Genomic DNA, 16740 nt, shown 5'->3' with positions numbered 1-16740 from the left:
TAGAAGCGCCTTATCTGGATTAATGCTGGTTAGTTGTGCGAGTGCGATTGCCGCACCGAGTAAAATTTTGTTTGGCTCATGTGGTCATCAAGACAAAGCTATTCCCATTTTTGATGCCATCAACAAAGAGCAAGCCGATTTATTTATGTTCCTTGGCGATAACATTTATGGAGATACCGAAGATATGTCGGTACTTGCCGATAAATATCAACGTTTAGGGCAAAAGCCGGGCTTTAAAACATTACGTGCAAATACCCCGATAATAGCCATGTGGGATGACCATGATTATGGCGAAAATGACGCTGGTAGCGAATACCCCAAAAAACAGCAGTCACGAAAAATCATGCTCGATTTTTGGCAAGAGCCTGCGGATTCTGCTCGCAGGACTCGTGAAGATGGTATTTACACTTCGTACACTTACGGTGAAGGTGAACAAACAGTAAAGGTGATCATGCCTGATCTGCGTTTTAATCGCGCACCGTTGAATCACGTATCGGCGATGACCTATCAGCTTGAACGAAAACCTGCAAAACAAGGGCCTTATAGCCCAACAACCGATAAAAACGCCTCTATGCTTGGTGAAAGACAATGGCAATGGCTCGAGCAAGAGCTTAAGTCAGACGAAAAGATAAAAATCATTGCCTCAAGCTTACAGCTATTGGCTGATTTTACAGGCTGGGAGTCATGGGCTAATTATCCTGCTGATCGTGAGCGTTTATTTACGCTTATTAAAAAGCATAAAGTAAACGGTGTAATTATTGTCAGTGGCGATACCCACTGGGGGGAGTTGTCTAAGTATCAACAAAACCTAGATTACCCACTTTATGAGATGACCAGCTCTGGACTAACAGAAAAGTGGAAAGATGTTAGCCCTAATAAACACCGTGTGGGTGATTACACTCATGAGGTTAACTACGGCGATTTAACAATCGATTGGCAAAAAGCAGATCCTACCATTCGTATTGCGCTTAAAGGTATTAAGGGAGATGAGATAATGCACACCGAGTTTGCGTTATCGACGATAAGTCCATACCAGTAAATATTGCCTGTAGCGCATACCCGTAATACGTACCCGCAGCTCATGGCAAACATGGAATTAAGCCTTGTTTGCGGGTATTTCTCTCTATCCCATCTAATTAAAATATCTTACACTGTGTCAATTAGTTAGTTTCAAGCAAGGACAGTGTAAAGTGCTGAATATAATTCAATCAAATCGCATGGAAGCACTGCAAGCGCGGTTTCACGCTCTTCTTAAAGTTAATCCATTAACGAGCCCCTTTAAAAAAGAAATTGTGCTTGTGCAGTCACCGGGTATGTCGCAGTGGCTAAAAATAGGTTTAAGTGAACACTTAGGGATTGCAGCTCAGGTCGACTTTCCGCTGCCTTCGAGTTTTATATGGCAGCTTTACCAACAATTATTGCCAGATGTACCCAGTGAATCACCGTATAACAAAGCTAACCTTGCTTGGAAGCTGTTTGCGATTTTACCAAACTGCATTGATGAGCCGCTGTATTTACCACTGAAAACCTATTTAGATGGTGACAGTGAGGGGCAAAAAACCTTTGCCTTGTGCGAGAAAATTGCCGACGTTTATGACCAATACTTAATGTATCGCCCCAATTGGATTACCACTTGGGAGCAGGGCATTGATGAGCTTGATGATGTTGATGTGGGCATTGCGCCATGGCAGCCAGATCTTTGGCGCAAGCTGGTGGCGCACAGTAAAGAACTTGGGCAAAGCCAATATCACCGCGCCAACATGCAAGACAAACTCCTTGCAGCCCTTGAAAAAATGGACGCAAGCCTATTACCTGAGCGTATTAGTTTATTTGGTATTTCTGCAATTGCGAGCAGCCAGCTTGAAGTGTTTCAGGCCATTGCGAAAAAAACGCAGGTATTTTTGTTTTTCTTCAACCCCAGTGAGCATTACTGGGGCGACACACTGGATGAAAAAACAGCAGCCAAAATTGCTGCTAAATATGCCAAACGCCCTCAGTTACAAGCACTTGAAGACAGCGCTAAAAACCCTGATCACGAGTACTTTTTTATTGGTAATCCGCTACTCTCGTCGTGGGGTAAATTAGGCCGAGACTATTTTGAGCAGTTACTACAACTGGATGCGCAGTGGCTTGACGGATTCGATAACGATTTTGATCAAAGCTTGCTATCGCAAATTCAGTCTGAAATTTACCAATTAGCCTTTAAGGGCGAATCACTTACGCCTGATAAAGAATGGTTTATTAATGATGAGGGCAAACTGCCAATTCAGGCAGATGACACCAGTATTGTGCTGAGTGATTGCCACACGCCACTTCGTGAAGTAGAAAGACTACATGATTACTTGCTCAATCTATTCAATGAAAATAAAGCGCTAACACCCAAAGATATTATTGTAATGATGCCAGATGTTGGCACATACAGCCCGTACATTGAGGCGGTGTTTGGTGGTGCCGAAGGACGACGCTTTATTCCTTATGCGTTAGCCGATTTAGCCATAGAGCAAGAAAAGCCCGTGCTTAGCTCGTTTGCTAGTTTAGCCGATTTACCTTATTCACGCTTTGGTGTGTCTGACATCCTTGATTTACTGCAAGTCACGCAAATTGCCGAAAAATTTAACCTCGAAGCTCATGAGTATGAGCAAATAGGTTTTTGGCTTGAACGCGTTGGCGTTAAATGGGGCTTAGATGCCGCTCACAAAGACAGTTTTGGCTTACCCGCAATAGATTTAAATACCTGGCAACATGGCTTAAACCGTTTGTTATTAGGTGTTGCACAACGGGATGAACAACTGCCGTTTTCGGGGATTTACAGTGCCGATGAAGTTGAAGGTATGGCACTGAATACCTTAAATAAACTCATTGAATTTATTGATGTACTGGCCCGTTATAAAGCCAAGCTGCAAGCTGATGCACCGCTTAACGAAAAAGCAGCAATTCTAAAAGAATTATTAAGCGCTGTGTACAGTGATGAAGGCGAGCAAAGCTGGGATTTATTAGTACTGCAAAAAGTGCTCGATACACTGATTAAGCATTATGATAATGGCGATTACCAACAAGCTGTTTCGCAGCGTATTGTGAGTTACTTGGTTAAACAAGGTATTCAAGAAAAAGGCGTAGGGCAGCGCTTTTTAGTGGGCCAAGTTAACTTTTGTACGTTGATGCCAATGCGTGCGGTGCCATTTAAAGTGGTGTGCATGCTAGGTTTAAATGATGCAGATTACCCGCGTACCGTTCAGCCAATCGGTTTTGACTTAGTTCCTTACTCAAAACGCCAAAAAGGCGACCGCTCTCGCAAACTTGATGACCGTTACCTGTTTTTAGAAGCGATTTTAAGTGCCCGTGAGAATCTATACATCAGTTATATTGGCCGTTCTTGCTTTGATAACCAACCAAGAATTCCCTCAACTTTAGTGAGCGAGCTGTTGGAATATATAGCCCGTAGTTTTGAATTTGCTGACAAAGACACTCACTTAGAGCTACCAGAGGCGCTAATTAATTATCAGCATTTACAGCCATTTAACCCAGCTTATTATCTGACCACTAACAAAGAAGGTAATAAAAGCCAAACTGATGACGAGCAAAAAGCAAACAAACCACTAGCCACACAATTACACAGCTATAACCCAGTGTGGATGCCAACTCAAGCTGTTAACCCTGAACCTCAGCAAGCGCTTAGTGTTCAGCCAGAAAGCAGTGTTGAGTTAACTCAGTTTATTCGTAGTATTTGCCAGCCGCAAGAGAGCTTTTATCAGCAAAGTTTGGGTTTACGCTTACCGCAATTTAACGATATAGCTAAAGATGAAGAGCCATTTAGTTTAGACGCATTACGACGCTACTTTTACCTAGACGAAATTCTCGAAGCCAGCATTCAAGAAATTCCTCTGAACCAAGCGCAAATAATGCAGCGCGGTGAGTTACCTCAAGCCCATGTTGGCGATCTTGTATTTGAAAGTATGCAGCACCGAGTTGATGCGCTTGCAGGGCAAGTAAAAGCGCATATTCAAGGTGATGAAGCATTACCCGTTGAAGTAAATATTAAAATTGCCAATACCACACTAGAAGGTTGGTTAAATCATATTTATGGTCAAAAACAGGTGTTTTATCGCACCGCCAGTATTAAAGCAAAAGATGTTATTCGTGGCTTTGTGCATCATTTAGCGGCGCAAATAATGGGTCAGCCTGTTGAAACCCTTATTCTTGGCTTAGACAAGCAAATTAGTTTTTCACCCTTGTCAGAAAACGATGCCCGCAAGTATTTAAACGATTGGTTCTCGCTTTATGAAACGCTTTTAACTCGCCCAGTGGCGTTTTTCCCTGTCAGTGGCTACGAGTACATAAAAACAGACAAAGACATGGTTAAAGCAAACAATAAATTCGCGCCGCAATACATAGGCATGGGTGAGGGTGAAAATCCGTATATTCGTTTAACCATAAAGAGCCTTAAAGACTGTGAAGAAGAGTTTATAAAATGGAGCGAGCTGCTGTTATCGCCACTCGTTGAATTAGCTCAGGAGGCAGATCATGCAAACGCTTAATCCAATGAGTATGGCGCTGTGTGGGCAAAGCCTTATTGAAGCCAGTGCCGGTACAGGTAAAACCTATACAATCACAGGTTTGTATTTACGGTATTTGTTGGGCTTACAAAAAGCGACCGGGGAAGATCAACAATTAAATACGCCGCTTAGTGTTGAGCAAATCCTAGTGGTGACCTTCACTGAGGCCGCCACCCAAGAAATTAAAGACCGTGTGCGGGCGCGTATAATCAATGCCAGAGATGCTCTGCTTGGCAAAGAGCCCGATGATGAGCTGATTGAGCAAGTAATTGACGAGGTAACTGACAAACACGCCGCATTTGATTTGCTAGACGCTGCGGCAAAGTCGATGGATGAAGCCGCTATATTCACCATTCATGGCTTTTGTCAGCGAATGCTGAAACAACATGCTTTTGAATCAGGGGTGGCGTTTAACTTAGAGTTTATTTTAGATGAGCGTGAGCTTATTCAAGAAACCCTTAATGACTTTTGGCGTGCTTTTGTTTACCCACAATCAAAAGAGCGCACGCAAGCAATTACCGATATTTTCCCAGTCCCTGCATCACTGTATTCACAGGTGGTGAGTTTACTCAATAAACAAGGGGCAACAATCACCCCCGAGTATGACCTTGACGATATATGGCAAGCACGCGACAGCTTTGTGGCAAAAGTACCGGCATTTAAAACGGCGTGTCGTGAGAGTGAGTTTATTAATGCTGTAAAAGCGTCTGATTTAAGTGGCTCAAAAACCCCAGGGCGAAAAAACAGCCTTGCAGCGCTTGAAGAATACTTAAACAATGACGAGTTGTTTTTTGTATTTGGTACCAGTAAATACTCGTTTGAAGTGTGGAGCACAGAGAATTTAAGCGACCCTGCAAATTATAAGAAAAACGGTAGCTTACTCAGTCACGAAATGCTGGCTCAGTTTGATGAAATGGCGCAACTTAGTAGCCTTATCAATAACGGATTGAATATTGCGATAGTGCAATACGCAGCTAAATGGGTGGCAAATGCATTAGTCAAACGTAAGCAAGAACAAGGCGTGATCACCCCTGATGACTTACTGAGTAACTTGCATAAGGCGCTTTTAAGTGAGCAAGGCCAAGCATTAAGTGAAAAAATTGCCGCCTTGTTTCCGGTTGCCATGATTGACGAATTCCAAGATACCGACCCAGTTCAATATGGCATTTTTAGCCGTATTTATGGCATTAAAAACACCACCCTTGCCATGATAGGTGATCCAAAACAGGCTATTTATGGTTTCCGTGGTGCAGATATTTTTACTTATATTGGCGCAAAACAAGCCGTTGAAAAAGACAAGCAATACACCCTAGATACCAATTACCGCTCAAGTGAAGGGGTTGTTGATAGCGTAAACCGCTTATTTGCTAAAAATGACAATAGCTTTATTTATAACGACGCAATCCCATTTCAAAAGGTTAATGCGAAGGGAAAACAGCAAGACAAAGCGTTTTTAATAAACGGTGAAATGCCAAGTGCATTTGAATTTTCGGTTTTTGTTGATGAGTACGCCGAAGCTAACAACAAGCCAACCAGCAAAGGGGTGGCTCAACAGGCATTGGCTTTGCAATATACGAAAAAAATCACTGAGCTACTCAAGCAAGCTGATGCAGGCGCTGCAACCATTGCAGGAAAACCTCTTACTGCCGCTGATATCTGTGTGTTAGTGCGTGACCGAAATGAAGCACAGTTGATGAAAACCGCACTGGCAGAAGCCGCCATTGCCAGTGTGTATTTATCGCGAGATAGTGTTTTTAACCAAGAGCTTAGTCATCATTTACTGAACTTTTTAACGGCATTGCATGGACAGTATGATGAATCATTACTGCGCGGTGTACTTGCTGGGCCATTGTTTTGCTTAAGCTACAACCGCATTTATCAGCTTCACGAAAATGAAAGTGCGTGGCAAGAACATTTAAACTTTTTTGCTCAGCTTGCTCATATTTGGCATAAACAAGGCGCTATGGCGATGCTTGAGCGTTTATTAAGCCATAACCAGCTCGCAGCGCGTTGGCAAGGCTTAGGTTACAACGTTGAACGCTGGCTTACCGATTTCCGCCATTTAGGGGAAATCTTACAGCAAAAGCAAATTGAGCTTGAGGGCACACACAGATTGCTGCGTTGGTTTGCACAAAAAGTTAGTCAACAAGATGGTGAAGCGGTGCAAGTTCGCCTAGAAAGCGATGCTAATTTGGTGAAAATTGTCACCATGCACGCCTCAAAAGGCTTAGAGTACCCGATTGTATTCATGCCGTTTGCCTGTGGCTATCGCGAAAGCAAAGAAGCCCTTTATCATAAAGACGGTAAGCTGATTTATGACCTTGCTAAAAGTGACGAGGCAATGCAAAAAGCAGAGCAAGAGCGCTTAGCTGAAGATTTACGCTTACTTTATGTGGCGCTGACCCGTGCCGTGCATTTTTGTTCTGTGGGTATGTATAACATTTCGCAAGGTCGTAGTGCTCGCCCTGGTATTCAAAGTACCAGCATTGGCCATGTATTATTTGCAGGGTTAGAGATCAAATCGGGCGATGAATGGCGTGCCTTATTACAACAATTTTGTGAAGACTCTGCGCACATGCACTATGAGGCGTTTAGCCAAGCCGATGAGCTTGAAAAGTTAACATTTGCTGGAGCTGACAGTGAGCAAGCCTATCAAGTTAATACTGTAAAAGCAGACATTCAGCGTGATTGGCGCTCAACCAGTTTTAGTAGCTTGACTCTTAAAAAGCATACTGACCATATTGAGCTTGGTCGCAGTGATGAAGACCACGAAAAAGATGAATTTTTAGCCCAAAATGCCAATGCTTTAACTCCTTACAGCTTCCCTAAAGGGGCTAAGCCGGGTAGTTGTTTGCATGAAATTTTTGAGCAATTAGACTTTACCGACCCTTATGCGTTAAAGCGTCCGGCCAGCGAACAAGATGACCATGCACTTGATAAAGTGATCAAAAAGTTATTCGAAAAATACCATATTGATGATAGCTGGCTGGAAATGACCGAGCAGTGGATCCTTGCTGCGCTGAATTGCCCATTGAACGATAAAGGGCTTAGTTTATCAGTACTTGAGCCTGATACCTGTTTGGTCGAAATGGAATTTAATTTACCGCTGTTATCGCTCTCAAGCGATAAGCTTAACCAAGTGTTGGTAAAACATTTTAACTTACCTGGGCAGCTCGACTTTAGTGAGGTACAAGGCTTACTAAAAGGCTTTATAGATTTAATATTTTGCTGGCAGGGTAAGTATTATATTCTTGATTATAAATCGAACTTTTTAGGCAACAGTGCGGCTGATTACCAACATGAGCAACTAGAACAAGCCATGACCAGTCATCAGTATCATTTGCAGTATTTAATTTATACCGTAGCACTGCACCGTTTATTAAAACAACGTATTCAAGATTACGATAGCGACACGCATTTAGGCGGTGTTTACTACACCTTCTTACGTGGTATGAGCGAAGGGCAAGGGGTGTATTTTAATCAGCTAACAAAACAGCAAATAACTGAGCTTGATAGCCTATTCGCACAAGGAGCTATGCTATGAGTCAAATGACATTCGGCTTTGATGACCATGAGCCAAACGAGCCAGTGAATAAGCAACCACAGCAGCCAGTACAACATACTGAGAGTAACTCAGTGTTACCTGCCACAGAACTTAAAACGCAGCCTTTACTGAGTTATTTGCTGGAGGCAAAACGTATTTGCTTGGTTGATGTTAAACTCGCTGAGCTATTGACTGGCACAGAAACAGTAGCAGGTTCACAATCGTTGATAGAGAATAACGATGCAGCGCACAGTGAGGTTTTTTACCTGATTTTATTGCTTGCGGCAGCGCAGCAAAGTCAGCACAGCTGTTTAGAGCTCGCGAATATAAACTGGCAAAATCCGTTTGAAATTAAACAGCAAAGCTTAGCTGATGCCAGCATCGCAGCCCCTGATGTTTTAACCCCGTTTGCGGCAGAATTTGGCCTTACTGAGGCTGTTAATAAACTAATGAATGCTGAGTGTGTCGGGGACGACAAGCCACTGCTATTGTTTGCGAATAAACTTTACTTTGCCCGCTTGGCAGAATACGAAACCACTCTGGCATCGCGTTTACATCATTTAGCAACGAAAGAGCTCACACTTGATGAAGCCGCATTAACGGCATTACTTGAGGTGTATTTTCCTAGCAGTGAACATACACCCTACCCAAGCGATCCTATTAAAACATTAAACTGGCAAAAAGTAGCCTGTGCGATTGCTGCAACAAAAGGTTTTAGTGTGATCACCGGTGGCCCGGGTACCGGTAAAACCACCACGGTAACTAAGCTACTGGCCATATTACAATCCTTGTATGCCAGTGCACCGCTAACAATAAAGCTGGTTGCACCGACAGGTAAAGCGGCAGCTCGTTTAACCGAGTCGATTTTAGGGGCAAAGCAAAAGCTTAGTATGATCCCTGATAATATCGCGCCGCTTATCCCTGAGAGCGCACAAACGATTCACCGTTTACTGGGCGTTATTCCGCATACCAATAAGTTTCGCCATAATAAGCGTAACCCACTGCATTTAGATGTACTGATCATTGATGAAGCATCGATGGTTGATTTGTCACTTATGGCAAAACTCATCGAGGCATTACCGAGCCATGCAAGGCTTATTTTACTGGGTGATAAAGACCAATTAGCCTCGGTTGATACGGGCAGTATTCTTAGCGACCTCTGCCAAGGCTTAGAGCTTGGCAAAATGCCAGATTACAGCAGTGAAAGAGCAGCGCAGCTTAATCGCGTTTGTTTTAATAATCAGAGCGAGATACCTGCGGCGAGCAGTCATTTTGTACTTAACGATTGTATTGCGTTTTTACAGCAAAGTTATCGTTTTGATGGCAGCAGCGGCATTGGTCAATTAGCACAAGCTGTAAATACCAATAACACAGGCTTACTGGGCTATGTAGAGCAAACGATTAATCAAGGTGGCTTTAAAGACCTTAAACTTAATTACAGCGTAATTAGTAAACCGATTGAGCAATTTGTGCAACAAGCGGCGTTGCAATACCACGATTATTTGCAACTTATACAGCAAGGGGCAAGTGTTGCCAGTGTGCATAAAGCATTTGCGCATTATCAGTTACTGGCAGCCGTCAGAGAGGGTGATTACGGTGTAAATAGTCTTAATCAACGTATTGAAAAAGCACTGGCTCAACAAGGTTTAATCTCGCCATATCAAAGGCATTACGTGGGTATGCCAATTATGATCAGCCAAAACGACTACCAGCTAAAACTGTTTAATGGCGACATCGGTATTTTAATGCACGATGAGCAAGGTCAGTTAAAAGCCATGTTTGTTGATGAACAAGAAAATATTCGTGCCTTTTCGCCCGCACGTTTACCTGCTCACGATAAAGTGTATGCCATGACAATTCATAAGTCGCAAGGCTCTGAATTTGCTTACACAGCAATGATTTTACCGCCAATAAAACAGGCTAATCAGGGCATTAACAGACAATTGGTTTACACGGGGATCACCCGCGCGAAAACCACATTTGAGTTGGTGGCCGATAAAAATGTATTGCTCATGGCAATGAATAAATCTGTTACTCGTGCTTCAGGTTTATACGATAGGTTAAAACATGAAGCTAGTTAAAGTAACGAGTGACCAACTCAACGATTTAATGGGTTGGTTTAACTCAGAGGCTGAACTGCGTATTTGGTCTGGGCCATTTTTTAGTTATCCATTTGATACGCAAAGCTTTAGAAAAGATTTAAACCTAGATGCGCTGAATTCCTTCGCGTTGATTAATGACGAAGGCCGCATGTTAGGGTTTGGGCAATATTATTTACGTGAAGGTCGTTGCCATTTAGGGCGGCTAGTTATCGCGCCAAGTGAACGTGGTAAAGGTCTAGCAAAAGTGTTGATAAATTTACTAGGAGAGCAGGGCAAACAGCAATTGAACTGCGATAGTTTGTCGTTGTTTGTGTATAGCCATAATACCCTTGCTAAAACAGCCTATGAAAAACTGGGTTTTATACAAACCCAGTATCCAGCGGACATGCCACTCGATGGCTGTATTTATATGACTTGCTAAGAGCGTTTAAAGCTGCTTTTACGAAACAGGTTAGGTTGCCAACCAAAGTGTATGGCGCCTAATCTTAAACATACCGTCAAAGCAAATGCGCCAAGAATGCACCAAATATAACTCACCTCTAGGGTGAATAAAGCCGCGTAAGTTAACCCGCCAGATAAGCAAGCGGTTGAATAAAGTTCTTCGCCCATTACTAAAGGCACTTCTCGGCAGATCACATCACGCATCAGGCCACCAAAAATACCTGTGGTCATACCCATGGTGATGGCTACAACCATATCTGCGCCGCCAATCAGAGCCTTTTCGATACCAATAATGTTGAAAATAGCCATCCCTACGGCATCCATTAATAACATGGTGGTGTTACTTAAATCGGGTAAGTGACGAATAGATAAAATAGAGGCGAATATGGCAATGTAAGTTGCGTACAAATAATCGGGCTGGGCTATCCAAAATACTGGTTTGTTGAGCAATATGTCTCGAAGTGTGCCACCACCCAGAGCTGTGACTGTGGCAACAACCACCACACCAAAACCACCGACACTTTTTTCATGGCCCAGCAAGGTGCCAGAAATAGCAAAAAACGCTACACCGATAATGCTTAAAAAATGAAAGTATTCTGATGTCATGGGGCTTCCTTACCTGTTTATAGTAACTAAACCCTAGCAAAATGAACTTTATTGATGCTGAACAGCTAAGAAAATAGGGCGGGTAGTGATGTCACCCGCCGGTAAGAAAATTATTATTATTTTAGGTAATCAACCACTAATTGCGTCATTGCATTTACGCCAAGCTGTAAAGCTTTTTCGTCTGCAAAAAAGTGTGGTGAATGGTTACTAGGTGCTGTAACTGCATCTTGACCTTTTGGTGTAACACCTAAGAAAAAGAACATGCCTGGTGTTTCTAAGGCGTAGTAACTAAAGTCTTCGGCACCTGTGATAAGTGGCGTTGTGATCAGGTTTTCTTTGCCAACCACACCAGCAAGAGTTGGTGTCATTTTCTTGGTTAATTCAACATTGTTCACTGTTACTGGGTAACCATGATCAATGTGAACATGTGCTTCTGCGCCACCTGATTCAGCTACCATCTCAGCGGTTTTAGCTAAACGTTTTTTAATGTCAGCACGCATTTCTTGGTCAAAGGTACGGATTGTGCCAACCATTTCAACTTGATCAGGGATGATGTTGTTACGCACACCGCCATTAATGGCACCAAATGAAACTACCGATGGCGCTTTGGTCACATCAACTTGGCGTGAAGCGATGGTTTGTGTTGCCATAATGATTTGTGATGACGCCACAATTGGGTCAACCCCATTCCAAGGGCGTGAGCCGTGAGTTTGGCGGCCTTTTACTGTGATTGTAAACTTGTCGGCGCTGGCCATTAGCGGCCCTTCACGAAAACCAATTTGTCCGGTATTAAGTGAGCTGGTTACGTGTAAACCAAATACGGCTTCTGGCTTTTCTTTAAATAAGCCTTCTTTAAGCATCAGCTCAGCACCACCTTCTTCGCCATCAGGAGCACCTTCTTCAGCAGGTTGGAAGACAAACAGAATATCACCCGCTAATTGGTCTTTAATTTTTACTAAAGACTCAGCTGCTGCCATTAAAATAGCCACATGGTTATCATGACCACAGGCATGCATTACGCCAACGGTATTACCTTTGTACTCTGTTGTTTGCGTTGACGCGAAAGGTAAGTCTACTTGCTCTTTTACAGGTAGTGCATCCATATCAGCACGCAGCGCAATAAGCGGACCTTTTTTGCCCCCTTTAAGTTTGGCAACCACACCGGTATGAGCCACACCTGTTTGAACCTCAAGGCCTAACGAACGTAAATGCTTAGCTACGTATTTGGCTGTTTCAAACTCACGGTTACTAAGCTCTGGATATTGGTGTAAATGACGGCGCCATTTAATGACCTTTTCGCTGACGCTTTTATTGGCAGACTTAAGTTCAGTATTAATATCACTAGCAAATGCAGGGGTCGAAATCGCACTGAGAAGTAGGCTGGTCGAAAGTAGTTTGTTTAACATCCCGTATCCTTTTATTATTTAGATATCCAAACAATCTCAAAATACTAGTTTCAGTTGGAATTAAAAGCGATTTAGGTAAGGCATTGATTAGAAGTAATAGATGTTCTATTGTTAAAACCATTAACGCAGTATAAATCGCTTTTAAACCAACCCTTTGGGCGCTTCACAGGCACTTACTCTCATCGTTGTTACTTCTTAAAAGGGAATGCCATTCTTGCAAAGTAACGCCTTGATATTAAGCACCTGTGAAACGCTGAATTCTGCATTTTGAGATGGCTTGGATATATGCACTACATCAATGTAAAGTATAACCACTTGAATGAACAAGACCTTTCGGTAATTAACCAAGACAAATGGTTTAAAAATCGCACACAATTATTTAAAGACAAGCTAGTTAAACATGCTAAATTAATCACCTTAAAGGCAGGTGATGCATTGTTTTTGCGTGGTGATGAAAATACCGGTCTGTATTGTGTTATTAATGGCGTGCTTAGAGTTTCTGGGGTTAATAGCCAAGGCAAAGAAGCGGTGCTTAGTTTTGTAACCAGTGCGATGTGGTTCGGTGAGGTTGCTTTGTTTGATGGCGGTCAACGCACCCACGATGTGTATGCACAAACTGCGGTACGGCTACTACACGTGCCTGAGCGGGCATTAACTCAGTTATTACAAGAGCATCCCGCTTATTGGCATGATTTCGGGCTGCTGCTTACCGATAAAGTGCGAAGCCTGTTTGACTCATTAGAAGATCACGCACTCCTCACGGCCAAGCAAAAGGTGAGTAAGCGGTTATGCATGCTTTATCAGTCGTCACTCCAAAGCTGTTTGCCGCTTACCCAGCAACAACTTGCCGATATGACCTATTTAACACGGCAAACCATTAATCAAATATTACAATCCCTACAAGCTGATTCAATTATTAATCTTAAATATCAATCGATTGAAGTAATTGACATCGAAAAATTACAATCTCAATGCTAGTTTGGAACTAAAATTGCTACAAAGTTGTAATCCAGCTTAAACGGAAGACAACTTGTGGCAATAACATTTCATAATCAATATAACCCTTATCACGCTTCGGCTGCTGCTAAGCTGTCGCAAACAACTCGCCTCGATGATGTGAAGGCCATGCATACGCCTGCATCTTCAGCACAGCAACTTTTACAAAAGCAGTCTGAGCCCAGTTCTTTTTTAGCACAAGCGCAAGAAGCCTTGGTTTATCAGCGACTCGGGGTTGATAAAGAGAAAATTGATGAAATAAAAGCGCAAATAGAAAAGCTTGCCGATCAAATGCAGCAACAAGGTGCCGACACCAAAGCACTGCAAGAAAAAATGAATGAACTGCAAGGAATGCTTGATGAAGAATATCAAAAAGGACGCGAACGCATGGATATGCAGCCAGAAGCTGAAAAAGGCAAGGTCATCGATGCGTTGGTTTGATGCGTAAGTTTAATATAGCCATTTTGAAATGTCGGTTAGTTGACATTCTTGACGGTGAATTTTCTGCTAATCTGAGTTTTGAACACAGTTTTGGCAGGAAAAATAATGAAAACATTAAAACAACAACTAACAAATTACGCTCTCTATCACCGCTCTAAACGTAATATTTACACCCATTTTATTGGCATCCCATTAATTGTATTTGCGATTATTTGTTTATTGCAACGAGTCACGCTTATTTCAGAGCCTGCTGTTATCTCCTTGGCAACCGTGGTGATTGTACTTAGCTGTCTTTATTACTTGATGCTAAGTTTATCAATGGGGTTAATTATGGCTGTATGCTTAAGTTTGTTGAGCATTGCCGCTGAGCCCGTGGTGTCACTTGACGTGGAATTATGGCTAGCGGTAAGTATTGGTAGTTTTGTTGTAGGTTGGGTATTTCAGTTTATTGGCCATTATTTTGAAGGTAAAAAGCCTGCCTTTGTTGATGATTTAATTGGTTTAGTAATAGGGCCTTTATTTGTATTAGCTGAGTTATTGATTCTGCTTGGTTTTTATAAAGATATTGCTGAACATATCGAACAACATGCAGGCCCTAACAAAGCATAACAACAATAAAAAGGAACACATATGCAATTAAATGGTAAAACAGTTTGGGTAACTGGGGCATCTTCTGGAATTGGTGAAGCACTTTGTGAGCAATTAGCTGCAAAGGGCGCAGTGCTGATATTGTCTGCTCGTAATGAAGAAAAACTCAACGCTCTAAATACAAGGCTCGGTGGCAATCATCATGTAGTTGCCCTAGATTTGGCAAAACCCGAAGCCTTACTTGAAGATATGCCCGCAGTGATTGAGCGAATTGGCCGCATTGATGTGCTTATCAATAACGGTGGGGTGTCGCAGCGTAGTTTATTTTTAGAGAATGAATTTACGGTTTATCGCCAACTGATGGAAGTGAACTACTTTGGTTTAATAGCTTTAACCAAAGCGGTAGTACCGCAAATGGTTGAACAGGGTATGGGCATGGTCGTTTCAATTAGCAGTGTAGCGGGTAAAGTCGGTTCAAAGTTCAGAACAGGTTATTCGGGTTCTAAATACGCGGTAGTGGGTTTTATGGATTGCTTAAGAGCAGAGTTAGCCGACAAAAATATAAAATGTTTAACTATTTGCCCAGGTTCAATTAAAACTGCAATTGCCCATAACTCGCTAGATGGCCAAGGTAAGCCACAAAATAAACCCGAAGAATCAATCGAAAACGGCATGGATGTGGCAAAAGCGGCTGCAAAAATGATTAAAGCCATTGAAGCCGAGAAAGATGAAGTTGTTATTGGTGAAGGAATAAGTGGTTTAGCACCGACTATAAAGCGTTTTTTCCCGGGCTTTTTTAATCGCCTCACAGCAAAAATGAACTACAGGTAATTTCGCTTAGTAAGCTTATAAATAATTATCATTAAACAATGCGCACATGAGTTGCGCGTTTTTTATACGAGGCGAACGTTTTTTTATCGTTTTTATCGAGAAAAGGCACTAGTTTGCTATGGTTAAACAGGGATGGATTAGCATACAATGGGGCAAAAGTAGTCCAAACAAGAGAGAACAACAATGGCCGCATTTGGTACTGTATTTATGCCACAAATGATCCAAGCACGTTTTGCTGATAACTCATGGAGTGAAAGCGCGCTGGTCCCATCTGATAAAATCGAATTACATGCGGGTGCACACGTATTACATTACTCAAGCACCTGTTTTGAAGGATTAAAAGCGTTTCGTCACGAAGATGGCTCGGTCTATATCTTTCGTATGGATGCTAACATTGCTCGTATGAAGCAAAGCTCTAAGTTACTAAACTTACCTGACTTTGACGAAAGCATGCTTGAGCAAATGATCAAAGACATTGTTAAAGAGTATGCAGACGAAACACCAGCACCGCCGGGGTCTATGTATATTCGCCCAACTCACATTGGTACAGAAGCCGCAATTGGTAAAGCCGCTGCGCCGTCAATGAGTTCCTTGCTTTATGTATTACTCTCGCCAGTGGGTGATTACTTTGCAGGTGGTGCTACAGCACTGCGTGTATTACTTGAAGAAGACGGCATGCGCTGTGCACCTCACATGGGTATGGTTAAAAGTGGTGGTAACTATGCAAGTGCATTAGGTCCAATCTTACAAGCTCGCTCTGAGCATCAAGCTGACCAAATTTTATTCTGCCCAGGTGGCGATGTGCAAGAAACCGGTGCTGCGAACTTTATTCTAATTGATGGTGATGAAATCATCACAAAAGCACTTGATAGCACATTCTTACACGGTGTGACCCGTAATAGTATTTTAACTATTGCGAAAGATTTAGGTATGACCGTATCTGAGCGTAACTTTACTGTGTCTGAGCTACTTGAAAGAGCTGCTAAGCCGGGTACTGAAGCTGCCTTATCGGGTACCGCTGCGGTACTGACGTCGGTTGGCACGCTTATTCATAACGACCAAGAGTTTAAAGTAGGGTCGGGTGAATCAGGTGAAAAAGTCGCTAAATTACGCCAAGCATTGAATGATATTCAATGGGGCAAATCAGCAGATACTCATGGCTGGTTAACAAAAGTATAATTACGCAAACAGTGTTTACTATTGCGAAAAATTAAAGGCCACGCTATTGCGTG

Annotated in this window: 11 protein-coding genes and 1 pseudogene; 10 read left to right on the top strand and 2 right to left on the bottom strand. The window is 42.5% G+C overall.

Going from position 1 to position 16740, the window contains the following annotated elements:
* Positions 1–22 precede the first annotated feature (22 nt).
* From QL229_RS04485 to QL229_RS04465, 5 genes are all read left to right on the top strand, one after another.
* Complete coding sequence (locus QL229_RS04485) at positions 23–1039, top strand: alkaline phosphatase D family protein (protein ID WP_249930194.1); 1017 nt, start codon at positions 23–25, stop codon at positions 1037–1039.
* A gap of 151 nt (positions 1040–1190) precedes the next feature.
* Positions 1191–4535: an exodeoxyribonuclease V subunit gamma gene (gene recC, locus QL229_RS04480; RefSeq protein ID WP_281546504.1), complete on the top strand. Its 3345-nt coding sequence runs from the start codon at positions 1191–1193 to the stop codon at positions 4533–4535.
* Positions 4522–8097: an exodeoxyribonuclease V subunit beta gene (recB, locus tag QL229_RS04475; RefSeq protein ID WP_138557147.1), complete on the top strand. Its 3576-nt coding sequence runs from the start codon at positions 4522–4524 to the stop codon at positions 8095–8097. Before recC ends, recB begins: the two co-directional genes overlap by 14 nt.
* Positions 8094–10178, top strand: a complete 2085-nt coding sequence (gene recD, locus QL229_RS04470; protein WP_235382476.1) for an exodeoxyribonuclease V subunit alpha — start codon at positions 8094–8096, stop codon at positions 10176–10178. The genes recB and recD overlap by 4 nt, the downstream gene beginning before the upstream one ends.
* Positions 10165–10620 (top strand): GNAT family N-acetyltransferase, encoded by a 456-nt coding sequence (locus QL229_RS04465; RefSeq protein ID WP_138557148.1) that lies wholly within the window; start codon positions 10165–10167, stop codon positions 10618–10620. Before recD ends, QL229_RS04465 begins: the two co-directional genes overlap by 14 nt.
* Here the strand turns inward: QL229_RS04465 and QL229_RS04460 are convergent.
* Together QL229_RS04460 and QL229_RS04455 are read right to left on the bottom strand one after the other, a co-directional pair.
* Positions 10617–11246: a trimeric intracellular cation channel family protein gene (locus QL229_RS04460; protein ID WP_138557149.1), complete on the bottom strand. Its 630-nt coding sequence runs from the start codon at positions 11244–11246 to the stop codon at positions 10617–10619. The genes QL229_RS04465 and QL229_RS04460 overlap by 4 nt on opposite strands.
* 116 nt (positions 11247–11362) lie before the next feature.
* A complete protein-coding gene (locus QL229_RS04455; RefSeq protein WP_138557150.1) occupies positions 11363–12652 on the bottom strand; it encodes an amidohydrolase in 1290 nt (429 codons plus the stop codon).
* A 285-nt stretch (positions 12653–12937) separates the two neighbouring features.
* Here QL229_RS04455 and QL229_RS04450 point away from each other — a divergent pair, with 285 nt between their 5' ends.
* The 5 genes and pseudogenes from QL229_RS04450 to QL229_RS04430 all read left to right on the top strand — a co-directional run.
* The gene (locus QL229_RS04450) at positions 12938–13630 is read left to right on the top strand and encodes a Crp/Fnr family transcriptional regulator (RefSeq protein WP_138557152.1); all 693 of its coding nucleotides are present in this window, start codon (positions 12938–12940) and stop codon (positions 13628–13630) included.
* A 54-nt stretch (positions 13631–13684) separates the two neighbouring features.
* Positions 13685–14089 (top strand): hypothetical protein, encoded by a 405-nt coding sequence (locus QL229_RS04445; protein ID WP_138557153.1) that lies wholly within the window; start codon positions 13685–13687, stop codon positions 14087–14089.
* A gap of 105 nt (positions 14090–14194) precedes the next feature.
* Entirely contained in the window at positions 14195–14698 is a 504-nt protein-coding gene (locus tag QL229_RS04440) for an Mpo1-like protein (RefSeq protein WP_138557154.1), read from the top strand.
* A gap of 21 nt (positions 14699–14719) precedes the next feature.
* A complete protein-coding gene (locus tag QL229_RS04435; protein ID WP_138557155.1) occupies positions 14720–15508 on the top strand; it encodes an SDR family oxidoreductase in 789 nt (262 codons plus the stop codon).
* Between the two features lie 177 nt (positions 15509–15685).
* Positions 15686–16687 (top strand): annotated as a pseudogene (locus QL229_RS04430) (branched-chain amino acid aminotransferase); the annotation flags it as partial.
* Positions 16688–16740 lie beyond the last annotated feature (53 nt).

It is taken from the genome of Pseudoalteromonas sp. PAR1 (genome assembly GCF_947311895.1).
Classification (GTDB): Bacteria; Pseudomonadota; Gammaproteobacteria; order Enterobacterales; family Alteromonadaceae; genus Pseudoalteromonas; species Pseudoalteromonas lipolytica_C.
Note: the sequence above shows the minus strand (reverse complement) of the source record. Positions and strands in the feature narration are given on the sequence as shown.